The 24,496-nt window shown below is 39.4% G+C and carries 27 protein-coding genes; all 27 read left to right on the forward strand.

The window, feature by feature from the left end; genetic code table 11:
* Nucleotides 1-11: 11 nt before the first annotated feature.
* The 27 genes from J1C91_RS05665 to dapA all read left to right on the forward strand — a co-directional run bounded on the left by J1C91_RS05665 (nucleotide 12) and on the right by dapA (nucleotide 24,488).
* Nucleotides 12-2,720, forward strand: coding sequence for a phage tail tip lysozyme (locus J1C91_RS05665; RefSeq protein WP_125438618.1), 2,709 nt, complete (start codon nucleotides 12-14; stop codon nucleotides 2,718-2,720).
* 11 nt (nucleotides 2,721-2,731) lie between these two features.
* Entirely contained in the window at nucleotides 2,732-3,337 is a 606-nt protein-coding gene (locus tag J1C91_RS05670) for a hypothetical protein (RefSeq protein WP_002926326.1), read from the forward strand.
* Nucleotides 3,334-3,999: a hypothetical protein gene (locus tag J1C91_RS05675; protein WP_125348541.1), complete on the forward strand. Its 666-nt coding sequence runs from the start codon at nucleotides 3,334-3,336 to the stop codon at nucleotides 3,997-3,999. The genes J1C91_RS05670 and J1C91_RS05675 overlap by 4 nt, the downstream gene beginning before the upstream one ends.
* Before the next feature lie 4 nt (nucleotides 4,000-4,003).
* Nucleotides 4,004-4,264, forward strand: a complete 261-nt coding sequence (locus J1C91_RS05680) for a hypothetical protein (protein WP_002926323.1) — start codon at nucleotides 4,004-4,006, stop codon at nucleotides 4,262-4,264.
* The gene (locus J1C91_RS05685) at nucleotides 4,236-5,057 is read left to right on the forward strand and encodes a hypothetical protein (protein WP_002926322.1); all 822 of its coding nucleotides are present in this window, start codon (nucleotides 4,236-4,238) and stop codon (nucleotides 5,055-5,057) included. The genes J1C91_RS05680 and J1C91_RS05685 overlap by 29 nt, the downstream gene beginning before the upstream one ends.
* Nucleotides 5,058-5,084: 27 nt before the next feature.
* Complete coding sequence (locus J1C91_RS05690; RefSeq protein WP_427151641.1) at nucleotides 5,085-5,990, forward strand: LPXTG cell wall anchor domain-containing protein; 906 nt, start codon at nucleotides 5,085-5,087, stop codon at nucleotides 5,988-5,990.
* A gap of 51 nt (nucleotides 5,991-6,041) precedes the next feature.
* The gene (locus J1C91_RS05695; protein ID WP_125438622.1) at nucleotides 6,042-6,578 is read left to right on the forward strand and encodes a hypothetical protein; all 537 of its coding nucleotides are present in this window, start codon (nucleotides 6,042-6,044) and stop codon (nucleotides 6,576-6,578) included.
* Complete coding sequence (locus tag J1C91_RS05700) at nucleotides 6,575-8,413, forward strand: VirD4-like conjugal transfer protein, CD1115 family (protein WP_125438624.1); 1,839 nt, start codon at nucleotides 6,575-6,577, stop codon at nucleotides 8,411-8,413. Before J1C91_RS05695 ends, J1C91_RS05700 begins: the two co-directional genes overlap by 4 nt.
* A gap of 12 nt (nucleotides 8,414-8,425) precedes the next feature.
* On the forward strand, nucleotides 8,426-8,773 hold the full coding sequence (locus J1C91_RS05705; protein WP_125438626.1) for a hypothetical protein: 348 nt from the start codon (nucleotides 8,426-8,428) through the stop codon (nucleotides 8,771-8,773).
* Nucleotides 8,774-8,787: 14 nt separating this feature from the next.
* Nucleotides 8,788-11,514: an ArdC-like ssDNA-binding domain-containing protein gene (locus tag J1C91_RS05710; RefSeq protein ID WP_125438628.1), complete on the forward strand. Its 2,727-nt coding sequence runs from the start codon at nucleotides 8,788-8,790 to the stop codon at nucleotides 11,512-11,514.
* 45 nt (nucleotides 11,515-11,559) lie between these two features.
* Complete coding sequence (locus J1C91_RS05715) at nucleotides 11,560-11,805, forward strand: hypothetical protein (protein ID WP_125438630.1); 246 nt, start codon at nucleotides 11,560-11,562, stop codon at nucleotides 11,803-11,805.
* Between the two features lie 251 nt (nucleotides 11,806-12,056).
* Entirely contained in the window at nucleotides 12,057-12,404 is a 348-nt protein-coding gene (locus J1C91_RS05720; protein WP_002926311.1) for a plasmid mobilization protein, read from the forward strand.
* Complete coding sequence (locus tag J1C91_RS05725; protein ID WP_125438632.1) at nucleotides 12,405-14,027, forward strand: relaxase/mobilization nuclease domain-containing protein; 1,623 nt, start codon at nucleotides 12,405-12,407, stop codon at nucleotides 14,025-14,027.
* A 229-nt stretch (nucleotides 14,028-14,256) separates the two neighbouring features.
* Entirely contained in the window at nucleotides 14,257-14,961 is a 705-nt protein-coding gene (locus J1C91_RS05730; RefSeq protein ID WP_260468953.1) for a hypothetical protein, read from the forward strand.
* 105 nt (nucleotides 14,962-15,066) lie between these two features.
* Nucleotides 15,067-15,657, forward strand: a complete 591-nt coding sequence (locus tag J1C91_RS05735) for a recombinase family protein (RefSeq protein WP_125438634.1) — start codon at nucleotides 15,067-15,069, stop codon at nucleotides 15,655-15,657.
* 113 nt (nucleotides 15,658-15,770) lie between these two features.
* The gene (locus J1C91_RS05740) at nucleotides 15,771-16,634 is read left to right on the forward strand and encodes a DUF6710 family protein (RefSeq protein WP_125438636.1); all 864 of its coding nucleotides are present in this window, start codon (nucleotides 15,771-15,773) and stop codon (nucleotides 16,632-16,634) included.
* 200 nt (nucleotides 16,635-16,834) lie between these two features.
* Nucleotides 16,835-16,981 carry a hypothetical protein gene (locus J1C91_RS05745; RefSeq protein ID WP_185761316.1) on the forward strand — a complete coding sequence of 49 codons (147 nt, stop codon included), beginning with the start codon at nucleotides 16,835-16,837 and terminating at the stop codon, nucleotides 16,979-16,981.
* Entirely contained in the window at nucleotides 16,978-17,784 is an 807-nt protein-coding gene (locus J1C91_RS05750) for a ParA family protein (RefSeq protein ID WP_125438638.1), read from the forward strand. The genes J1C91_RS05745 and J1C91_RS05750 overlap by 4 nt, the downstream gene beginning before the upstream one ends.
* Nucleotides 17,785-17,850: 66 nt before the next feature.
* Complete coding sequence (locus J1C91_RS05755; RefSeq protein WP_002905312.1) at nucleotides 17,851-18,078, forward strand: hypothetical protein; 228 nt, start codon at nucleotides 17,851-17,853, stop codon at nucleotides 18,076-18,078.
* 67 nt (nucleotides 18,079-18,145) lie between these two features.
* Complete coding sequence (locus J1C91_RS05760) at nucleotides 18,146-18,508, forward strand: hypothetical protein (protein WP_125438640.1); 363 nt, start codon at nucleotides 18,146-18,148, stop codon at nucleotides 18,506-18,508.
* A 94-nt stretch (nucleotides 18,509-18,602) separates the two neighbouring features.
* Entirely contained in the window at nucleotides 18,603-18,800 is a 198-nt protein-coding gene (locus J1C91_RS05765) for a hypothetical protein (protein ID WP_125438642.1), read from the forward strand.
* A 427-nt stretch (nucleotides 18,801-19,227) separates the two neighbouring features.
* The gene (locus J1C91_RS05770) at nucleotides 19,228-19,569 is read left to right on the forward strand and encodes a type II toxin-antitoxin system RelE/ParE family toxin (protein ID WP_125438644.1); all 342 of its coding nucleotides are present in this window, start codon (nucleotides 19,228-19,230) and stop codon (nucleotides 19,567-19,569) included.
* A 98-nt stretch (nucleotides 19,570-19,667) separates the two neighbouring features.
* Nucleotides 19,668-19,982, forward strand: a complete 315-nt coding sequence (locus tag J1C91_RS05775; RefSeq protein WP_125438646.1) for a helix-turn-helix domain-containing protein — start codon at nucleotides 19,668-19,670, stop codon at nucleotides 19,980-19,982.
* A 213-nt stretch (nucleotides 19,983-20,195) separates the two neighbouring features.
* Nucleotides 20,196-21,575: an ISLre2 family transposase gene (locus J1C91_RS05780; RefSeq protein ID WP_125438648.1), complete on the forward strand. Its 1,380-nt coding sequence runs from the start codon at nucleotides 20,196-20,198 to the stop codon at nucleotides 21,573-21,575.
* Nucleotides 21,576-22,077: 502 nt separating this feature from the next.
* Nucleotides 22,078-22,203, forward strand: coding sequence for a hypothetical protein (locus J1C91_RS05785; RefSeq protein WP_260468668.1), 126 nt, complete (start codon nucleotides 22,078-22,080; stop codon nucleotides 22,201-22,203).
* Between the two features lie 190 nt (nucleotides 22,204-22,393).
* Nucleotides 22,394-23,470 carry an aspartate-semialdehyde dehydrogenase gene (locus J1C91_RS05790; protein WP_125438650.1) on the forward strand — a complete coding sequence of 359 codons (1,077 nt, stop codon included), beginning with the start codon at nucleotides 22,394-22,396 and terminating at the stop codon, nucleotides 23,468-23,470.
* A gap of 82 nt (nucleotides 23,471-23,552) precedes the next feature.
* Nucleotides 23,553-24,488, forward strand: a complete 936-nt coding sequence (gene dapA, locus J1C91_RS05795; protein WP_125438652.1) for a 4-hydroxy-tetrahydrodipicolinate synthase — start codon at nucleotides 23,553-23,555, stop codon at nucleotides 24,486-24,488.
* Nucleotides 24,489-24,496 lie beyond the last annotated feature (8 nt).

The raw sequence follows: 24,496 nt of genomic DNA on the forward strand, positions 1-24,496 counted from the left end.
GGAGTTACTAGATGGCAGAACACGATCCCTGGACAGAAAGGGGGAAAATAAAGCAGGCGGCCGCATATAAGTCAGCTGAACAGAATCACCTAAGCAAGCGTCAAGGTTTAAAACAAGCGAAAAGTGATTATGAACAAAGCAAGAGTAATTACAAAGTTGCTAAGAGCGAGCATAAGGCTACTATAAAGGCCAAACAGAGCACTGCAGAGAGTCGGGAACGTCTAAGTCAGACTAGACATCAATACAAAGTTGATAAACAAGCTAAGAAAACAGCATATAAGCGTATTGGTGGAACTAAGAAACAAAAAGTATCCAGAAGTGCTTATCAAGCGACACGACGGATAGGAGAGGCTGCTCTGCAGGATAATGATGCTTTGGATGGTTTTGTAGATGCTCGACAAAAAATCCGAGGTACACATGCTAGTATTCAACAAGCTAAAAATATTGGCAGACTAAGTAAACAGATTGGCACAGGATTTGTTAGAGGTCCCTACAGTATAGCTAATAGAAGTTATAATCTAGTTCGAGGAAGAGGCTTCACTCGAACTCTAGTTTCTGATCGTTGGGAAATTAAAGCAGCAAAACGTCTCCGGGCTTTCCGCCAACGTTTGAAATACTCTAAGGTTGGAAAAACTGTTCGAGGAACAGGGAAAGTGCTAAATGTTCTAACAAAACCTTTCCAGATAATTTTGAAAAATCCTTTATCTATTAAGGCCTTTCTTATTATTATTGCTTTGATTTTGTTTTTCGTGATTTTTCTAGGGAATCCTAGTCCTATCAGACAGGATGAATGGGAATTAAATCAATCATGGATCTATCTGACAGAATTGGATCGGAACGCTTCTAACGACAAAGTGGACTACTGGTCTAATATTGATGATGTGGTCTTTTATATGAATTATCGTTATAAAGACTATAAGCTGTCAGATATTTATGATGATGGCAGCGATAGCTTGAAAAACAGAACCAACCCGTCGGCCACTCGGAAAGATACCAGCGAGCAACAAACCTACAAAGATTTGCTGCGCCAGATCTGGCATGGTCTTAATGATGATCCTCAAAAATTGCTAACTATGAAAGACCTATATACCAATGAGCTGGCATCAACCTACTACCTTGAGAAGAAAACATTGAGAGAATATGAAGAGCTTCTGGAGAAATCGGACGAAATGGGTCGCTATAGGGCTTATCAGGAATTGGAAAATCCTTTCTATAGTTCCCAGGATGCTGAATACAACAATCCGCTCCTCATTACTCGACGCTTTGGATATGACCCCAAAGATAAGATGTATAACGGCACTGTTATACAAGTCAATCAGGGACAGACCTTGAAATCTGCCTTTGGAGGAAAGATAAAAATTAAGGGGAACGATGTAATCATTGCTAGCTCAAACCGAGAATTGACTTACAAGAAGGTCAATGGAATTCGAGTCAAGGATGGTGAGCAGGTCTCGTCTGGTCAGGAATTGGGGACAGTATCCAGCCAGGGCGGACAGGAGTTCTTTTATCGGAAATATCGTCGATACGACGATAAAGATAAAAAGGATGAATGGATATGGGTCAACCCTGGCTTTTACTTTGAGAAAGTAAAATATAACCAAACTACGTCGGTTATCTCTGATTTAGAACTTTCAGGAGACTTGGCTACTCGAACCAAACAAACGTATGATTATATCAAGAAAAAAGAACCTAAAGCGACCGATAACGGTATAGCATCCATGTTTGGGAATTTTGGAGTAGAGAGCAATATGACCGCTAAACGAGCTGAAGGAGATTATTTAGCCCAGCCGGTCGGTGCAACTGAGAGCTCCTGGGATGATGAAGGATGGCTCTCAATGAGCGGGCCAACCATTTATGGTGGCGGCTATGACAATATCCTACATCGAGGTTTGGGTCTTGGTATGTGGACAGATACGAAAGATGGCAGCACTCGTCATAGTTTGCTTTTGGCCTTTGCCCAGGAGCGGGGCAAGAAGTGGTACGATCTGCAACTGCAGATTGACTTTATCCTGGATGGGGATGCTCCTTATTACAGAGAAATTGCCCGGCAAATCCTGACCAGCAATGAAGATGTTGAAACGCTGACTAAACGTTTCCTCAATCTTTGGGAAGGCAATGCTGGGGATAAATTGGCTGAGCGACAGCATGCGGCTAAGCAGATGTTAACCTATTTCAAAAGAAGTAGTTCAGGTGGCTCTTTCGTGAAGCCGAATGGAAAATATGCTCCAATCTTCAATCAAGACTATTGGGTTATGCAACCTTATGGATTCACTCCTTGGTCATCTGGAGCCGGGGGCGGACTTTATGGTCCATCTGGAGGAAAACATACAGGTGTTGACTTGGCGCCATTAAACGTCCAATATGGGACTGTTGCATTGCCAGCAGATGTCCCAGTTCACTCTATCACAAACGGGACGGTTTATAATACAGGTTATTCATCTGTTGGAGGCTACCAAATTACGATTATACCCGAAGGTACGAATATGTATTTATATTACGGCCATTTGAAGGAACAGCCAAATCTTGCTCCTGGGACAGAGGTTAAAGCTGGGCAACAAATTGCCTGGTTAGGTAACTCAGGTATGACCTCAATTTTCCATGTTCACTTGGAGATAAGCCCCACCCCAGCGATTGGTACAGCGGCTAGTCCAGATCCGTCATTTTTAGTTATTGACAGTGGTACCTTAGCTCAAAGTCAGCAGATAAAAGTAAATCAATAGAAAGGTAAAATATGATTGATGAAAAGAAAGTTAAGATTTTAGTTTGGGGCTTTCTGGCCGGAATAGTTCTGCTTTTCCTGCTTATTCTGGGATTTTTCCTGAAAGGCTCGTCTACGTCTAAAAGAACAACCAATGATTTAGATAACGGTCTGCGAAAAGAAAAAGTTACGGCATTCTTGAAAGCTTATTTTAACAAGGATAAGGTTGGTTCCAATCGAAAGGCTTATCAGCCTTATCTAACTAAAGGAGCTTATCAGGAAGAAATAGGCAACGAAGAAAATCCAGCTTTTCAAGCCTATACGTCCTATATGCAGAACTATCAATATAAGTCTTCAAAACTCTATTTTGGTTCTGAGGAACCAGTTGTCTTTGCAACTGTAAGCTATCAATTTGATAGTGTGAACCAGTTGAAAGAGAATGAAAAGCAAAAGAAGATTACCTCAACGGCTAATTATAGTCTCAAACTGACCTACAAACAAACTGAGGGCAAGTGGTTGATTGATAAAATTGAGATTGTCAATCTTAATCCCATATCGGAAAGTGGCCAAAAGCAGGATGAATATGCGCCAGGAGTAATTGATTTAAATAAGATGAATGGAGAGGAGAATAACGAATGAGGGATGAAAACCAATCAAAACGGATGCAACGACTTATTTTAGTTGCTGTTGTAGTTATTGCTTTTCTGGCTGGTTATGGTTTTGGTGGTAGAGGAAAAATAAACGGGAATGTTAAAACCAAAGAAAAGACTACTCAGCAGATTGCTAGTAAGTCAGATAATAAAAAAGAACTGACTCAAAAGGAAGTAAAAGATTTTCTAGTGGCCTATTATACCAAAAAGGATTTGGAAGAAAACCAGGAACGATATCGCCCATTTATGACTAAGGCTCTTTACACTGCGGAAGTAAAGCAAGAAGAAAGTGCTATTAATCAGACATACAAGGGGTACGTGGTTGACTATGTTTTCCAACGAGCTGAAATATATGTTGATAACGAAAATCTTACAGCGATTGTGCATGTGAGATACACAAACACCTTGCTGGCAAAGAAAAATAATTATGAGAAGGCACAGACTAATGTTTCAAATGAAGTAACACTGAAACTAACGTATCAAAATCAAAATGGGAAACTTCTTTTAAACAGTAAGGAGCAATTGCAGTTGATTAGCAATAGTACAGCAAGCAGTAGTTATCCAGATTATGGAACTTTAAAGGAAGAAGCAAAAAGTTCCTCAGAAGAGACAAACCAGTCTAGTAGCAGCGAAGTAGAGAAAGGAAATTAAAACAATGGCAAAGAAAAATAGTATTCAGAATTTAGAGAAAAAAATTAGTCGATTAGAGCAAGAAAAAATCAAAGTTCAGGATCAGCAAGTAGAGCTTAAACAAAAAGAAAAAGATATTGAGCAAGCTATCACACACGCTAAGGCAGAGTATGTGACAGCTTTGCTTAGCCAGTCTGATTACTCTATGGACGATTTGAAAGGTTTATTACTGGATGATACAGATAAGGAGGTGCCAGATGTTTCTAGCTCAACATTTAACGAATAATCAGCAAAATGATTATGTCAATCGTAATGATTTACTCTCGTATGTCGAAAAAGAAAATGCACGTCTCAAGGCGGTCAATCAAGTAGCTGAGATGACACTGATTCAGAGTAATGAAAATGGGGAAATCTTACAAAAGAAGAGAATTCAACTGCCATTTCAGGGGACAGTTGAAGAATTGCTGCAAGATTTTGGTTTTGTTGATACAGGCAAAAAAAGTAAGTTGGTATTTCCTTTTAAGAAAGAAAAAGGAGCAACTGATACAACTATTCAAAACTCACAAACAGTCCAAACCGTTCAGGGAAGTTCCGCAAGTAATCCGCTGAAAGCTTTCAGTGGATTAAAAATGATACTGTTAGTTATTTTATTGATTGGATTATTTGGAGGCTATTCAGTCATTTTGGCAGGTCAAAATAAACGATTAAAAACAGAAGTAACGTCTTTGGAAAACAAAGTCAATAATCTTTCTAACTTACAGGCAGTTGCCCCACAAGTGGATGTTTTTAGTCGCTATTTTATTTCTTCATTCTATGCCAATGATAGGGATATTTTGGATCAATATTTGACAGATTCTTTAAAAAAAGAGATAGAAGTCAAAGATGGACAGTTGCAATCTGTTGTCTTTGAAGGAGTGAAAAAGAATGGGAAGAATTATCAGGTATCTTATGTGTTACAGATTAATCAAGAAGAAAGTAAACGTACTGTACGTTTAACTTTTGATGTTCAAAGTGATAAGAGTGGCCGTTATGGCTGGCTTGTCACAAGTCAACCTAAAGAGGGACTATACCCTGGATAATACTAAAAAATTAGAAAAGGAAAAAACATGAAAAAAACAACTATTACAACTACTATTTTACTTTCTACTTTGATACTTAATAGTGTAGCTTATGCTGATGAATTGGCTAATAATATTCCGGTTATTACACAACCTACCACTCCAACGCAGCCGACAGATCCTGTAGCTCCGACGCAGCCTACCACTCCAGCGCAGCCGACAGATCCTGTAGCTCCGACACAACCTACCACTCCAGCGCAGCCGACAGATCCTGTAGCTCCGACGCAGCCTACCACTCCAGCGCAGCCGACAGATCCTGTAGCTCCGACACAACCTACCACTCCAACGCAGCCGACAGATCCTGTAGCTCCGACGCAGCCTACCACTCCAGCGCAGCCGACAGATCCTGTAGCTCCGACACAACCTACCACTCCAGCGCAGCCGACAGATCCTGTAGCTCCGACGCAGCCTACCACTCCAGCGCAGCCGACAGATCCTGTAGCTCCGACGCAGCCTACCACTCCAGCGCAGCCGACAGATCCTGTAGCTCCGACACAACCTACCACTCCAGCGCAGCCGACAGATCCTGTAGCTCCGACACAACCTACCACTCCAGCGCAGCCGACAGATCCAAGTACTCCGCTTCAATTGATAAGACCAGCAGTCCCTGACACTTCCTTAGGAGAGAAAGAACAAGTAACTTCAAGACGTTCTGACCGTATATCGGAAAAAAATAATTCTAGTATTTCCTCTTCCAAAAAAGCTTTTGGAGGAACTCGTGAAACCCCGTCGCAGTCTACCACTCCAGATGTTAGAATGACAGAATCAGTAACTACTCAAACATTGGATAGATTACCAGAAACAGGAACAATCTCAAATCCTTTATTTGCTATTTGGGGATTAATTCTGGGAATCTTTTCAGTCTGTTTAAAAAATAGAAAAGTTTCTAAGTAATCAAGCAGCTTATTTTAGGCTGCTTTTGTTTTCTTATAGAAAGGAGGTTCTATGGAACAAGAACGAACGATTTATCAATTAAAAGATGTATCAAAGGTTACTGGTGAAACTTTGTTGAAAGCATTGGCCTACATCTTAGAAACTACAAATGACAAAATTAAGCATCGGATAGCTAACAAACATTTTGCTGGAGAAACTAAATGGAACAGATTCATGACCACGGATAGTAAAAAGGAAGTTAAAACCTTTCTGAATAATGAGGTTAATCTTGAAAAGCTCAAGGACTACTTGAGAGAGTATAAAATCGGCTTTGCTTCACAGAAACTAAAGAATAACCGGGTGATGTTGGCCTTTGAGGTGAAAAATGAGGCACTGGTAAAAGAGGCTTATGAGAAATTTTTGACGGACTTGACGAACCCTAAAGAGGGTACCAAGCTTAATCAAGAGCTACTGAAACGGCCCGAAAATATGAGCTTTGAAGAAAAACTGGAGCATTTACAAAAGCTGCAGGATGCGAAAATCAAAGCTGCGGCAGAGAAAGCTCTAAAAGTAGAGAAGTTTATTCCAAGTAAGGAGGTTGTAAAATGAATACAACAGAACGGAAGCCGCTGCCTTATCTCATTGCTGCAGCTGTTCTATTTTATGCTCTCCATTGGTTAGCTAAGCTCTTTGAATTGGCGCCAGATACAGCAGTTAACGATGAATTCGGTCTAGCTAAATTTGATTGGATGGCGGAACATTGGTCAGATAAATCTCTAATCGATATTCAGTTTACGTCTCTATCGTTGACTGCTGGGTTTATTGGAGTTCTGGCCGCCTTTTTCTTCTTTACTCGCAAACAGGATCAGGGAGTTTACCGGACAGGGGAAGAACACGGAACAGCTCGTTTTGCAACCGTAGAGGAGCTGGTCAGCTTTCAGGATCAGGATCCAGAGAAAAACATGATTTTTACACAGCGAGCTCAGATGGGTCTCTTTAATCAACGATTGCCCTACAACAAGCATATCAACAAGAATGCCCTAGTTATCGGGGGAACTGGTGACTGGAAAACTCGTTCTTTCGGCAAACCCAATATGATGCAGCTTAATTCTAGTTATGTGTTTACAGATACAAAAGGAATGGTCATTCATGAAGTTGGCACGATTTTGAAAGAGGGAGAGTATAAAATTAAAGTGTTTGACTTGATTAGGCTTTCTAATACGGATGGCTTCAATGTGTTTCGTTATATGAATAAAGAGACAGATATAGATAAGGTGTCAGAAGCGATTATCAATGCGACAAAGCGTTCTGATAATCAAGGTGAAGATTTCTGGGCCCAGGCAGAGGCCTTTCTGACCAGAGCTTTGATTGGGTATCTATACTTTGATGGAAAAGTTCTAGGCAAGTATGAGCCAAACCTGGCTCAAGTAGCCGATCTGTTACGCTTTCTGAAGCGGACTGATCCGGAGATTGAAAGTCCGGTTGAGGAAATGTTTAAGCAGCTCGAAGAGGAGTTGCCAGGTAACTATGCTAATAAGCAGTTCCAGCTCTTTATGAAGAACTTTGGAGGTCAGACTTTGATGTCTGTTCTAGCTATTATTTCCAGTCGATTTTCCGTTTTTGACCATGACGATGTGAGAAAGATTGTTCAGCGGGATACCATGGAGATTGAAAAGTGGCAGTTGGAGAAAACAGCGGTCTTTATTCACATTCCTGAGACGGACAAGTCCTATCAATTCTTATCCTCACTATTGTTTACAACAATCTTTGATACCTCTATTCGTGTAGTTGATTCAATTCTAAAAGGAGAGCATGAAACGGCTAAAAAAGATAATTTGGTACACCTGCAGATCTATGGAGATGAAGCTGCTCAAATTGGTAAAATTCCGCTGCTTCCTCAAGTAATCTCTGTTATCCGTACTCGAGAAATATCTATAAAATTGATGTTTCAATCGCATAGTCAGCTTGAGGAGCTTTATGGCGAAAAGAATACAAAGACGATTATCAATAACTGTGGAGCAATTCTCTACTTGGGATCTAATGATCCAGACACGCTTAAGAATATGTCGGATCGAACAGGTGCGCAGACGATTCAACAAACAAAAGTTTCTAAAAGTTACGGACAGCATGGCTCTTCTAGTGAGTCTACGGACAGCCTCAAGCGGGAATTGCTTGATTATCACGAAGTAGCAACCATTGCCTTGGATGAAGCCCTGCTTTTCCTGAACCGGCAGAATGTTTTCAAGGATAAGAAATACCGATTAGAAGAGCATCCACGTTATGGAAGACACGCAGACAGTCCAACTGACGCTAACTGGTACACATATAAGCGTTACATGTCAGATATAGAAGAGTGGCTGGAGAATGTCGAACAAAGTAACCAGGTTGAGATCAGCATGGAAGAACTGGAAGAAATCGCTCTGCCATGGGAGTTGAGCGCCTAGAAAGGAAATGATATGTACGATTTTATGTTTAAGAGTAATAAAGACCCTCAAAAACCAACTTATGGAGTTGGTTTTTTTGAGGGCATTGAGGAACAAATACCTGGAGGTGTATTATTGAGAGCTGCGGTATCTGCTACAAAAGAAGGAACTGCAGATCAATCTCAGGAGGAGTTTTTGCTGCAGGTGCTTGTGAAAGCTATTCAGGAATTGACTTACCAAGAATTCCAAGAGCTGCAGCCTTATCTATTTTGTTATGATGCAGAACAAACAGCAAAAGTCCCAATAGTTCGGCCGTTGGAAGCAACCCAAGAAGAATTTGAATTAATCCGAGCTGCTCCAGCAGATTTCTTCCTGAAATAGAAAGGAGCTAGAGAATGGCACGAGTAGAAGAATTAAAAAAACTATCTATCTTAGATGTAGCTGAGGCTTTAGGGCTGGAGCTGAAGCGCCAGGGAACGGACAGATATGTCTGGGTAGAGCATGAAAGTTTTGTAATCAGCCCACGTCGCAATATCTTTTCATGGTTTTCTCGTGATGTGAAAGGAGATGTAATTAAGCTTGTCCAGACCATTCGGGAAGAGCAGACAGGAAGCCGGCCATCTTTTAAAACGGCCAAGCACTTCCTGGAGGTAGGAGAGTTTCCAGAAGTGGATATGACCGCTGCACCAGCGCCTAAACTGGCCTTTGAATACAGGCATGAAAGTTATGAGCATGCCAACACCAGCTGGACCAGAGACTATCTGAGAAGGGAGCGGAAGCTATCTGAGGATACAATTACTTTTTTCTTCCAGCAAGGGAGTATAGCTGAAATATCTCATAAAATGAACGATTACTCTGAGCCAGCTATTGTTTTTAAATTCAAAAACAGCCAGGGAAAGGTGATGGGAGCCAGCCTGCAGGGAATTGTCGAAAATCGGGAGAAATACCCTGATAGGGGCTATCTAAAGCGGATATTAAAAAATTCTGATGGTCTTACTGGTTTTTACGCAGACGTTGGCCGACCTAAGCGACTTATATTTGCAGAGTCTCCCATCGATGTCATGAGTTATTATCAACTCCATCCTCAGCTTCAAGATGTCCGTTTAGTGGCCATGGATGGACTTAAGGAAGGTCTTATGAGTTTTCGCTTTGCGGAGCTAGTCAGTGAGCTGCAAGGCAAGACTTATGAGCCAGGGGAGCGAACAGCTAGAGTACTTGAAGCTACAGCTAAAACTTCCACGTTCTTTCAGAGTAATGAGGATTTTATCACTTTGGCCGTAGATAACGACTCTGCAGGGTGGAATTTTATCAGCAAGCTGCAGGAAAAGGGAATCCCTTTTAAGCTAGATATTCCGCCTATTGCACAAGAAGGGGTTGAAAAAGCCGATTGGAACAGCTTTTTGAAAGAACCACTCCAGGGACAAATAGAGCTAGTTCATATCTACAGCTACGATAAAAAGAAAAAATCTGCAGCCTATCAAGGCTACTTTTCAAAAGATTTGGCCGCTGAAAAAATCGCTCAGTTGACTGCAGGGGATGTGGTTGCTTTCAGTACCTCTGAAACGCTCTCTCGGGACGAGATAGAGGAATTGGCGACCAATCAATCAAAGACATACCAAAAGCTCTCAGGAGCCAAAGAGGGGCTTAGAGAGGAAGTTCCGCAGACACTGAACATCTGGGCTGGAACGAATGAAAATACATTACTATCTAATCTAGCACCTTCCCTACTAGTCATTGATGGTTTCAGTTATGAGAGTGTTGAACATGCTTATCAGACTCTGAAATCAGGAAAGATTAATGCAAAAGCTTATTCGTGGGCTGAAAAAAATAGAGCAGCCTTTAAGACAAGTCAGAAAGTCCAATCAGATCGAGTTTTAGGGCCTGCTGATACTAGTAAGAATATTTTGTTAATGGAGAAACTTTTAAAAGAACGTTATCAGCAAGATACGTCCTTTCGTCAAGCATTGGATGCAACAAGAGGAAAAGTTTTAACCCATGAACAAGATCAAGGAATATGGAAAGTAGAATTTCCAAAAATTTTAACGAGGATAAGAGATAAAGAAAATTTCAAGAAGGAGAACCGAATGACAGAAGTAAATAAACCAAGCATTGACCAGCTCATTCAAGACAGAGATCTGAAAGGTTTGTCTGCTCACCTGAAGGAAGGTGTCAAAGATTATTTTAACTCTGATACCTATAAAATTTTCTTGCAAACCATGAGCAAATTCAACAATTACTCTCTGAATAATTTGTTTTTAATCGTCGCTCAAAAGAAAGATGCGTCTGCGGTTGCTTCCTTTAATGCATGGAAAAAATTAGGAAGACATGTCCAAAAAGGGCAGAAGGCGCTCAAGATTTGGGCACCCTATCAAGTAACTCGAAAGGACGAAAAAGGCCAGCCTGTTTTAGATAAAAAGGGTCAAGAAATAAAGGACACACGCTTCCGTTTAGTTCCTGTCTTTGATGTCAGTCAAACGGAAGGCAAGGAGCTTCCTAAGCCTGTTTATGAATTAGAAGGAACTCATCAAGACTATGCTAACCTCTATCGTGCAGCTAAAGAAACTGCAGCTGCTAAAGGTGTTCGTTTAGAAATTTCTAAGGAGCCAATGGAAGCACACGGCTATTATTCACCAACGGAGAATAAGATTGTCATTCGGGCTGGCATGAGTGAACGTGAGACACTGAGTACCATTTTTCACGAGATGGCGCATGCAGATTTACACAATCCTAAAGCACTTGAAGGGCAGAAGCTGACCCGAACGAATAAGGAGCTGCAGGCTGAGTCTGTAGCCTATGTTGTCGCCAATCATTACGGTCTAGACACTAGCTCTTACAGCTTTGGGTATCTTGCTAACTGGAGTAATGAACCGGACAGTCTTGCTGATATGGAAGCTCAGTTATCAATCGTCCAAAAGGAAGCTGCGGACCTCATTACACGACTGGATACCGCTTTTGAAAAATATCAAAACAAGGAAGTGTCCAAGGATCCGCTTAGTCAAAAACTGGAAGAGTTTAACCAGAAGTGTCAGAAAAAACTAGCTAAAAAGGCGGCATCAGAACCCGAAAAAAAATCTCATCCCCAGAAAGGGGACGAGGAGAAGGACAACCAAGCGAGCAAGTAAAAGAACTGCTCAGTTCACTTAACCGAAAACGAAAGGATAACCAAGATGAAAGAAATAGTTGAAGAAACTTTAGCAACCTATTTTACAACATTTGCACCAGATGGTGTGCTAAAACCAGATGAAGAATTTTTCAAACTCTCCCGAAAGGCAGCAATCCACGAACTCCAAAATGACCTGAAGGAGCAGGAAGATTTGGAGCTGGAGCTTGCAGAAGATACAACAGAAACAATCGCCTATCTGCAGTCTATTAACGACGAAGAATATGAGCAGTTGAAGGATAACTACCGCTAGGGAGGTATTCAAAATAGGCGAGGCCATTTGAAAAATGGTCCGCTTATTAAGGTGCGCAGCACCTCACCAGGGGTTTGGGGAATTCCCCAAAGTTTTGAAAGATAGGTTCTCTTATTTGGCCAGGGAAATCCCAAAGAGAAGAGAGCCTATTCTTTTAAATTTCGCATTTGTATATACAAATGCTATGCTTGCCAGAGCAAAGTATATCAAGATGGCAGGTTGCAATCAAGCAGAGAGGAACAAAATTAGGTATGAAAGAACAAGGACACAGAGAACGACCAATACAAAAGCTATTTTGGATAAACGAAAGCGAAAATCAGGCCATCCGTCGTAAAATGGGGGAAGCTGGTATCCGGAACTTTTCGACCTTTGCCCGCTACATGTTGCTTACTGGTCGAGTGCAAGTTATCAACTTTGAAGAGCTGTCTAAACTGCGTCAGGAAATCAACCGAGTCGGGGTCAATATCAACCAAATTGCTCGGCAGGTGAACACGAACGAAGAAGCCAGCAGAGAGGAGTTGGTTGCTGTTTTGGAGAAACTGCAGGAGATTGAAGAGCTGATTGAGGGCAAGATTGAAGAAGCAGAGAAAGGAGAATAGATGGTTGTTACAAAAGCTATTCAGATAAAAAACACTGGTAACTTAAAGAGAGCTGTTAAATATATTTTGGATGAAGCTAAGACAGTAGAGCTGGTCACTAACAGCAACCAATCTTTTCCAGTTATTCTCAAAGATGGGAAATTGCAGACGCAGTTAGTCTCTGGTCATTTGATTGGACAGGAGCGAAAAGCTGCAGAAGAATTCATTCTGACTAAGAAGCTGGCTGATAATCGTTTTGGCCGAAAAGAAACCTCTGACTTGGTTACAGAAAATGGAGTGCTAGCTCATCATCTGATCCAATCTTTTGATCCGTCGGACAATCTAACAGCAGAGGAAATTCACGAGATAGGACGCAAGACTGTTTTGGAATTGACAAAGGGAAAACATGAGTTTGTGATTGCAACTCATGTAGACAAAAATCACATTCACAACCATATCATTTTCAATACAACGGATAATAGCACCTTGAAAAAATTCCGTTGGCAAAAGGGAACTAAGCGGAGCCTGGAGAAAATTTCAGACCGTTATGCGGAGCTGGCTGGAGCTAAAATTATTGATCGGAGCGCTCCAAGATTTTCTCATACGAAGTACGCAGCCTATCAGAAAAAGAATGTATTTAAACTTGAGATTAAGTCCCGTTTGAATTTCTTGATTAAGCACTCAACATCCATCGAGGACTTTTTAAAGAAAGCAAAGGCACTGAATTTAGCAGTCAATTTCTCTGGTAAGCATGCCACTTATCGGTTGCTGGACAGTGAGCAGCAGCGCAATACTCGTGATAGTACTCTATCTAAAAAAGGTGCTTACACTTTGGCCACGATTGAGAAGCGAGTCGGCCAAAACAAGGCGACCTACTCTCTAGAGGATATCAAGCCAGAGTATGACAAACTGCAGCAAGAAAAAGCAGAAGATTTTGAACAGCGCCTCACGATTGAACCTTGGCAAGTTCAAGAGGTTACAGCTGACGGCATCTACCTTGAGATTGACTTTGGTATCCATAATCATGGTTTGATTAAGGTCCCACATCGGCAAGTAGATCAGCTGGAAGATGGACGCTTTGAACTTTTTGTCCGAAGAAATGATTTCTTTTATTTTCTCAATCCAGATCACTCAGAGAATAACCGTTACATCAAAGGAAATACCCTTATGAAGCAGCTTGCTTATAATAATGGTGAGGTTGTTCTGACTAAAAATCGAAACATCTCTAATCTAAATCAGTTGATTAAAGAGTTTGAATTCCTGGCTGCTCATGACGTGACCAGTGGCCAACAATTTGAAGAACTCGAGGAACGCTTTATTGAGCAGCTAGACCAAACAGAGGAGACTCTGCAGCAGATTGACCAACGACTGATGAAACTCAACAAAGCTGCAGCTGCTTTGTCTGATCTGCAGTCTGACAATCCAGAATACCAGGTACTGGGTCAGGAAATTCTGGAAAGCTTGGGCTTCCCTTTGACCATTCGATCGGAGGAACTGGAGAAAGAGATTACTGAAATCAGTGTTGAGCAAGCAGGTCTTCAGCAGAAATACGATGACATTGTTGGTAGCTTTGAAGAGTATCGAGCGGTGAAGGATAATAACCAAGTTCGGAGAGAACAGGGAATATCTGAAAAAATTTTTTGATAGCTTTGAGGGATACTTTTCTCGTATGAAGAACTAGAATATTATTCAAAAGAAAGACAAACAAATACACGACTATATGGTAAAATTGAAACCAAAGAAGATTAAAAAAGAAAAGGGTTGTATTGTTATGAAAAAGAAAGATTTACCAAAAATTATTATTATTGCTATTGTCATTTTGTTTGTAATACCATTACTGATCAATCTATCCTTTTAAATTGGCTCTATACGTTTGTTAGCTGCCGAGTGGACAGCAGGAGATTTGCTGTCCTTCTATGGTGCTGTTCTTGGAGCAGTCATAACATTAATAGGTCTAGCTATCACATTAGATTATCAATCAAAACAAGCCAGAAAAGATGATGAAATTAAGTATAAACCTATTTTAAAACTAAGTGCAGTCGAGGTTGAATATAATGGTTTTATGGGTAGGAGAGAAGTTAAAATTTTATTTCCATTTTCTAGTTTTGGTGGTGATGAATTTGCAACGCAGAAAGAGATAGTTTTTTATAGACAAATGGAGGAAACTAGTGATTTTCACTTGATATTTGAAAATAAGGGAAGAGGAGAAGCTAGCGAAGCATTTCTAGATTGTGTGGAAATAAGTGAAGTAACTTGGGATGATAATAGCCATTTATATATTGCTGCAGGAGGTAGTAATTTGTCTTTAGGTGAGATTTTGGTTAATGAAACAGCGGATATTATTATTTCCATACCTAATTTTTTATTTTTAAGAAAAGGGCATGATGAAAAACATATTTGGATTGTTCTGACCATATCTTATGATGATATGTTCCATAGAAATAAAAGAACAATGAAAATATTATCTGATTTCAAGATTATTCCGATAAAGGAAGCTCCAGCTCCTTATTTCTACAAGGAGGATTTTGAATATTATGAAGTTGAAGTACGATTTATGGGCTATCAACAGATAGATTAAAATATAAGGCCAATAAGGTATACCCTATTGGCCTTGCACGTGCAACTTGATTTTACTGGTCAAAAGACACGGCCAATAGAGTTCGGCAAAAATAAGGAGGAACATATGTCAAGAGTTGGTTATGCACGAGTCAGCAGCACAGATCAGAATTTGGATCGGCAGCTGGAGCAGATGCAGGACTGTGAAAAAGTTTTCCAGGAGGCGGTCAGTGGAGCCAGCAAGGAACGGTCTCAGCTTCAGGCTCTCCTACAGTACATCCGAGAAGGGGATATAGTCGCCGTAACGGAACTTGAACGCTTGGGGAGGAATAACCAGGAGCTGACAGAGATTATAACTGCTATACAAGCTCGGGGTGCCACTTTGGAAGTTCTTAACCTTCCGACTTTACGGGGGATTGAGGACGAGAACCTCAGACGGCTGTTGAATAATCTAATTTTGGAAATTTACAAGTATCAAGCCCAAGCAGAGCGAGAACGCATCAAGGAGCGTCAACGTCAGGGGATAGTTCTTGCCAAGGCTCAGGGTAAGTACCAGGGCAGGAAGGCTCTCTATACTGCAGATGATGAGCGTCTGCAGCATGCCTTTGATTTGTATCTTCAAGGATATACTGATAGGGACGTTAGCAAACTGACAGGGATTCCGGAAAGGAGTTTTAGACGGTATCGGGAGAAATACCAAATAAGGCGAAGAAATTAGATACTCTAGTCGTGAGATATTGCAAAATAATTTAAATTACTTATAAGTTATATGAATACTTGACACTTTATGTCGTAAATGTTGTAATATAGTAAAGAAAGAGAGGAGTTCAGATGGTATCAATCTTTAAAAATATTTATTCTGCATTAAAAACGGGAAAAACTCTTGATTATATCAATCAGGAAAATGAAATTCAGGAGGAAAAAAAACGGAAAGAAGATAATAAGAAGAAAAAACAGACTGAAGAATTTAAAATTACTGCTAAACAGTTACTAGATGAGAAAATAGCAACTGTCAAAAAATACCTTGAAAAAGGTGATTACCAATCAGTAAATAAGTATTTGAGAATTTTATCTAATTATTATACATATTACACTGCCTTTGATACATTGAATTCTGATAATAATAAGTGGGGAAAAGTTATAAATGGAAACTTGTGCACCATAATTGATACTAGGTTTTCGCATGAATTAGTAAAAAATTACGTTTTTAACGTTCACCAAGAAGACTTTGTCCGTTATTATTCAAACTATACCAATCTATCTATAGAAAAACCAACTTTCCGTTTGCATGAACATCCTATCTTACTGTTTCCTTGGAATAAAGGTAGGATTGTTGAAAATATAGAAAATATAAATAATCATAGCTGTCCACTTTCTCCAAATCGAAACTTAGATAACTATTATTTTTATCCTATGGGCCTGATAGAGTGTTATAGAGGGAACCACTCACAGTTTTCTGCTTTGTTAGAAAATAGTGATAAACATGTTAGCGAGATCACACAAATTGTTGATGTAACATTACTCTATGATGAGATTTATTTTGATGGACAAGAGTTTAAAAGAAAATCAGATAATAAATGGTTATATAAAGCTGAGAATGATTTTGAAAGGCTCTACGGTGTGTATTTTGAAATAGGTCGGGTTTTAAAGGATTATCCGGATTATTTCCCTAATTCTATATTAGACATAGTGTAAAAGACCAGGTATTCATTGCTGATTATGTGGTTACTGACTCTTCTTTGTATTTCTTATTTCCCTGGTTTGTTCCAGGGCTTTTTTGTTCCTATATGCTCTTAAAGTTTATAAATATAATTATAATTATATTTATAAACATATTGACAAACATAATTATAATGGTATAATGGAAGTATAGAAAATAACAAGGAGATAGATAGATGGCAGAAGAACATCATTGTAAATTTTGCGGCTGCACTTGGAACAATGCTTGCTATACTCCAGACAAAGGATCTTGCTGGTGGATAGACGATGAAGAAACGATCTGCAGTCATTGTTATTATGGATGGAATGGAGAAACAGAATGAAAATTATTACATTTGCCGCTATTAAGGGCGGTGTTGGGAAAACAACTTTAACTTTTAATTATGCTGAATGGCTTGCCAAGAAAGGTCAGAAAGTGCTTTTGATTGATCTAGATCATCAGTGCAATTTGACGCAGTGTTACAATATCTACGAGAGCAAGAATACTATTGCTAATGCTTTTAAAGGCGGTGACGTGGATATTAAGGAGGTCAAAGAAAATATTAGCCTTATTCCTGGTTCCGTTCAGTTAGACACTGTGGAGCGGGATCTGGAGAATAGCGACAAGAAAAATATGCTTCTCTATCTCTGGTTAGAAGATAACTATGAGAAGAAAGACCTAGAACAGTTTGATTATATCTTGATTGACTGTAGGCCGGACTTTGCAACCGCAACTAAAAATGCAGTTGCAGTTAGTCATGCCATTGTCAGTCCGCTGACACCTTCTGAGTTTGGCTACAATGCCAAATTTAACCTTTCCAGTCGTCTAGAGGCTTTCCGAAAGGATGTGATTGATTATCGCACTAGAGAGTCTTATATAACGGCTGAACTGTATTTTCTGGCTAATATGATTCGTCCAAACTATGGCTCTTCCAGAGAGCTTCTAGAAGCTTTAGGGTTGGAGGCTAAAGAAAAAGGAACTGATAACCTTTTGGGAATTGTTCCAGCAAAAGAGTTGTTCAATCATTCAACAATCGATAAAGTCTCTATTGCGGATATGAAGGAAAATCCTGAACTCTATAAAAAACATAAGAAATTCTTTGACGAGTTAGAGCAGACTTTCTCAAAAATTTATGATACAATATAATTATATTTATAAACATAAATACAAATACATTTATAAACATAAATATAATTTATAAAGGAGATATAGATGGCATTTGAACGTAAAGAAAAGGAAATTTCGCAGCTAATTGAGAAAACCACTAAGCCGACTCCTCAGCCGGTTTTCGCTCCTGATGTGAGTAATTTTGAACGGAAGAAACAATATCAGTTCACCTTAAAGCCAAGCAATAGAGAGAAATTGGATCAGCTTTCTAAAGCTGCAGGGGCTCGGTCAGCATCCGACTATTTAGATAAGCTAATAGAAAACTTGAGTTAATTTATGTTTATAATTATAAATATATTTATAAACATAATTGTATAAATAATAAAAGGAGAACTAACATATGAACAATTCACAACGCAATGAAAGACTTATTGAAGTTACAAATAACGAGAGTTTAAGTCGAAAAATTGTGGCTGAGTCAAACGAACGAGAACTAGATGTCTTAGACATGGCTCTACAAGAACCAGAGAATAAACTCCTATTTATTGGTTCAACTGATTACTACAGTATATGTAGAATTAATAAAGAATCTCAAGCATCTTCCAAAGTAATTGTCCTGGACTATATATCAGGTATGAGCCCAATGAATTGGGGCGAGAAATTATACAAAGAGGCAGTTCAAAAATATGGACTAGATGCTTACTCCCTCTACATGAGAAATACTCTGGCAGGACGTGACGAAGTACTCCCTTTAGACTTTTAACCCTGACTTATAAAGCAATATTCTAGTCATAATCAAAAAATATCTTCTGGCCTTTCTAACTGAAAGGTCTTTTTTGTCATTTCCGGGATAAAAAATGACATTTCAGAGGAGCGCTGCTGCAAATTATTTAGTACATGTTAAACTTTTATTATCAGCTGAAGGAGGAAAGGAAATGCTAAGAAAATTTAAAAAATGGCATAAAAAATATTTTGGAGTTGGTAGTACCTTTTATCGTAAAATAGCCCACTTTGAAAGCTGGCTATACGATGCGATTGTTTCCAAACTATTCTAAAAAGTTTGTGTTATACTGTTTGTGAGGTGGTAACCCAAACAACTATCTCAGAGCCTGGCCAGTTGGTCAGGCTTTTTTTATCATAAACTTGCAAATTTTACTAAAAACAATAATATAATACCTAAGTTTTGGAAAGGGGTTAGCTTATAACGAAATTTACTGGTGCTCGTTCATCGCATGACTGTTTTGTTAAGCTGTTTGAAGGATTATAATAAACACAAACATAAATATAATTATATTTATGTTTGTGTTTATAAATCAAAAAGAAATTATACATTCAAATAAACTCCTAAATTCCCTTTATTGGGAAGTTTTTTTAAAGAATGTGATAAATAAAGTACAAAACACTTGACAAATGATAGCGTATATGCTATCATTATATTATAGTCATCTTATAAAAATTCTAGAAAGGTTAAACTGGTAAACTATGAAAAAGTTTAATTTTATTTTTGATTATTATGATAAAGATGAATTCCTAGATTTCTTAGATTCTTTGGATGGTACTCCAGCTGGTAAATTGGTTAGAAAGATGGAATTTGTTGAAGAATATGGTATACAAGAATCATTAGCTCTACAGTGGATAAAGAAAATCGATGATGAGATGTATGAGGTACGAGAGAGCGCAAATGGTTTGTTTCTAAGAGTCCTATTTGTTAAGAAAAAAGGGGATCCAACAAAGTATATAGTCCTCTGGCAATTCATTAAAAAATCAAATAAAATACCATTAAAAGAACTAAACAAAGCTAGAAGACGCAAAAAGCGTCTTTAAATGCTTTGTTACGATGTAGATAAGACTGTAAATTAGAAAATTTACAGTCTTATCTGGACCGTAACTGGTACAGAAAGAAAGGAATAAGGAGAAATAAAATGGCAAATTTGAAAGAAGGAGTTCAAACTAAATCGTTATTAAATTCTTATGCTGAAAAACGAATGTCAGAAAATGATTGTTTTAAAAAAGCATATTATGAATACGAAAATAAAATTGAAATCGCATTTTTAACAAAACAATTAAGAAATAGCTTAAATTTAAGCCAACGTGAATTCGCAAAAAAAGTCAATAAACCGCAATCAACAATTGCTAGAATTGAAAATGGGACTATGAATCCGTCTATCGAATTACTAGAAAATATTGCTGCAGCAACAAATAGTAAATTAAAAATTGAATTTGTTCCGATCGGCTAGAATTTTTTAAAAAATAGTATACTTTATAAGTAGACTAAAATATTTTTATACAAAAATATTTCTAAACAGTTTGTGTTATACTGTTTGTGAGGTGGTAACCCTAACAACTATCTCATGCCTGGCCTGTTGGTCAGGCTCTTTTTTTATCATGGACTTGAAAATTTTACCAAAAAACAATAATATAATACCTAAGTTTTAGAAAGGGGTTAGCTTATGGGTGTGACTGTCCTGGATGAAAGAAAATTTTTAGCAGATTTGAGAAAGCAGAATGAAGAAGCCTTCCTGAAGGCTGTAACTCGATATGATGATCAGGTAGCCCCGTCTATGCGTGCCAGGGGCTACAAATTGAAAAATAGATCAGCCCGTACAGTTGCTTTTATCTTTGGGGAAATTTGCTTTGAAAGAAACCGCTGGTACAAAAAGGGAACTTGCAAGGTGCCAGTGGATGAATGGCTTGGGCTGGAGAAACACAGTCGTTTCAGCATGGAGCTGATTTATCAAATTAACCAGATTTCAACGTGCACTACCTACCGCAAAACAGCTGATTTGATAGAGTTCATGACTGGTATCAATCTAACAAAAGATACTGTACTGAAAGCTGTTAAGCGTGCTGCAGCGCTTAAGAAGGAGCAAGAAGAATATGACCTCTTGTCTCTTCCGGAAGCGAAAGAGAAAAACAAAAAAAGCCCTGAGAGGCTTTACATCGAGGGAGATGGAGTCTGGGTCAAAACACGATCTAAACAAGGAGAGGAAGCTAAATATAGCAATATCTCTCATTATGTCGTCCATACAGGAAGCGAGCAGATCGGCCAGTCCAAACGCAGGCAGTTAAAAAATAAAAAAAACGTGCTTTCTTTATCTGGTAGCAAAGCCAAAGATCAGGTATTAGATTATGTGCATCAGACCTATAAAACAGGAAAGGGAACAACCCTGATTACTAACTCTGATGGCGGTCCGGGTTATGGAGGCAGAGTTTTCAAGGATTTTGCGGCCGCTTTTAAAGTTCAAAGACATGAGCATTTCTGGGATCCTTACCATTTGCAGCAAGAGATAGAAAAGAATTATAAAGCGCAGCCAGAAGAGCTAAAAGAACTCTTGAAACAGGCTATTTATCAGCATGACTTTGACCTTCTTCAAACAACCCTTGACACGACAGAAAGTCTCATTGAGGACGAGGAAGAAACGGCTACTTTCCAGGACTTTGCCAGAAGACTAAAGCGAAATTTTAGTTATACTAAGCCAGCATCACTTCGCAATCTCCCAAAGAAAGGAATTGGGGTGATGGAGTCACAGCACAGGCGCCTTACTTACAGAATGAAGAACCAGGGAATGATCTGGAGTTTAGAAGGAGCTGAGATTATGGCAAATATGATATTAGCTGTAGAAGAAGGAACCCTGAGAGAGTTGTTTTTCGGGGACTGGCGGAAAGCATCCCAAAAAATAAAAGGGTTAGATAAGGTTTCTGGAGGAAAAATAAGAAAATACATGAATCATTTGGATAGTCTAAAGCGGAATTTCCAGATTGGAGAGGGAAGAAAGGCACATAAAGCTCGACGTCAAAGTCATAAAAAAGGTGCTACTATCCTAAGATAATCAAACAGTCCTGTATAGTTCTTCTGGGGTTGAAAACTCTAGGGTTTATTTGACATGCCGTCATCATTTTTCTGTTGACACCGCTTGAAATTAGTTGTATAATTATAGCAATAAAACAAAAAGAGGCAGGTGCGCTAACACCTACCTCGCCGAGTAAAACAACAGACACTTGTTATACTCAGTCTTAAAACATGATAACAACAAAAATCAGAAATGTCAAGGACTGGATAAGATAAGTGTAAACTAATTTCTCATTGTCCTCAAAATTTCTGTTATTTTTTTATCTTCTCAAAAATTGAGACACATACTTTTAGATTAAATACCTTGACAAAACGGAAAAAGATAAGGTAAACTATATCTCGTGCGATGAGTTGATATGCAGTTTTTCTGCAAATTGAAGCATGGGAGGTCATAACGCAGGAGCGGATCTTGATCAGTTGTGTGAACCTGCTGATCACACGAAAGTGCCCTTATCCCCAGTCTACGGATTGGGGATTTTTCTATGTCTCTTAGAGTGGCAAGACCATTAGTCGCAGCCGGGCTTAGAGACATTGATACTGAGACGGTTGACGTCGTGAGTGCTATTGCTCTTGACGAAACGAGTCCGCAGGAGGAAATTGAGTCATAGAGCAGTGGATGCAGTTTTGTTCGTGAGAACAAAATCTGTAAACCTTGAAAGCTCTCATAGAGAGGCATTAGAGTTGGTGTGGTTTATCAAAATATCGCACTTATATTCTTCAGAAATATTTGCATTTTTCCCTAAAAATAGTATAATACTAACAATACAAAATTTTTTGAAAATTCAGAGAGGTTATCGCATGGGATATACAGTTGCTGTAGTAGGTGCAACAGGCGCCGTTGGATCTCAAATGATTAAAATGCTGGAAGAATCTAGCCTTCCAATTGATAAAATACGCTATCTGGCGTCTGCTCGTTCAGCTGGTAAAGTTCTCCAGTTCAAGGGACAAGATATTACTATCGAAGAGACGACTGAGACGGCTTTTGAAGGTGTAGATATTGCTCTCTTCTCAGCTGGTGGTTCTACCTCAGCAAAATTTGCTCCTTACGCAGTCAAAGCTGGAGCAGTAGTGGTCGATAACACCTCTTATTTCCGTCAAAATCCTGATGTTCCTCTAGTTGTTCCAGAAGTCAACGCCCATGCCTTAGATCAGCACAAGGGAATTATCGCCTGCCCTAACTGCTCGACAATTCAGATGATGGTGGCTTTAGAGCCTGTTCGTCAAAAATGGGGTCTGGAGCGCATCATTGTGTCTACCTATCAAGCAGTTTCTGGTGCAGGTATGGGAGCCATTCTTGAAACCCAAGCTCAATTACGTTCTGTTCTCAATGATGGTGTAAATCCTAAGGACGCGGAAGCCAATATCCTGCCATGTGGTGGTGATAAGAAGCATTATCCTATTGCTTTTAATGCCTTACCTCAGATTGATGTCTTCACAGATAACGACTATACTTACGAAGAGATGAAGATGACTAAAGAAACGAAGAAAATCATGGAAGATGATTCAATTGCTGTTTCTGCGACATGTGTCCGTCTTCCAATCTTGTCTGCTCACTCAGAGTCTGTCTACATCGAGACTAAGGAAGTTGCACCTATTGATCAGGTAAAAGCAGCAATCGTAGCTTTCCCAGGTGCAGTTCTGGAAGATGATGTAGCTCATCAGGTTTATCCGCAAGCAATCAATGCGGTTGGTAAGAAAGAAACCTTTGTTGGCCGGATTCGTAAAGATCTAGATGCGGAAAAGGGAATCCACATGTGGGTGGTTTCAGACAATCTTCTTAAGGGGGCGGCTTGGAATTCTGTTCAAATCGCAGAGACACTGCATGAGCGTGGTTTAGTTCGTCCGACAGCAGAAGTTGTTTTTGAATTAAAATAAAGTGACCAAGGAAACTTGACAGCACAGGGTTGAATAATCGTTCTTTCAACCCTCTTTTCGTATAATAAAGAGAGGTAAGTTTATGGCGTATGCGGATCTGAAAAACTGTAAAATCATCACAGCTTTTATTACTCCTTTTCATGAAGATGGTTCCATCAATTTTGAAGCTATTCCAGACTTGATTGAGCACCTTTTGGCTCATCATACGGATGGGATTTTACTTGCTGGAACAACTGCTGAAAGTCCAACTCTAACTCACGATGAAGAGTTGGAATTATTTGCGGCAGTTCAAAAAGTTGTCAAGGGGCGTGTTCCTTTGATAGCCGGTGTCGGTACCAATGAAACGCGCGACTCTATCGAATTCGTCAAAGAAGTAGATGCATTTGGTGGTTTTGCAGCTGGTTTGGCCATCGTACCCTATTACAACAAACCTTCTCAGGAAGGGATGTATCAGCACTTTAAAGCCATTGCGGATGCTTCAAACCTGCCCATCATTATCTACAATATACCTGGCCGGGTAGTGGTTGAGATGACGCCTGATACCATGCTGAGATTGGCTGAACATCCAAATATTATCGGCGTTAAAGAATGTACCAGTCTGGCGAATATGGCCTATCTGATTGAGCATCGTCCAGAGGAGTTTCTAATTTACACTGGTGAGGATGGTGATGCCTTTCATGCTATGAATCTGGGGGCTGATGGAGTTATTTCTGTTGCTTCTCACACAAACGGTGATGAAATGTTTGAAATGCTTGATGCTATTGAGCACAATGACATCAAAAAAGCAGCAGCTATCCAACGGAAATTCATCCCTAAAGTCAATGCACTCTTCTCTTATCCAAGTCCAGCACCAGTTAAGGCTGTTCTTAATTACTTGGGCTTTGCAGCTGGTCCAACCCGCTTACCTCTTGTGCCAGCGCCTGAAGAAGATGCTAAACGCATTATTAAGGTTGTGGTTGATGGTGACTATCAAGCGACCAAAGAGACTGTTAAAGGCGTCCTGAGACCGGATTATTGATTTATAGA

It is taken from the genome of Streptococcus sanguinis, assembly GCF_050222175.1.
GTDB classification, from domain to species: domain Bacteria; phylum Bacillota; class Bacilli; order Lactobacillales; family Streptococcaceae; genus Streptococcus; species Streptococcus sanguinis_M.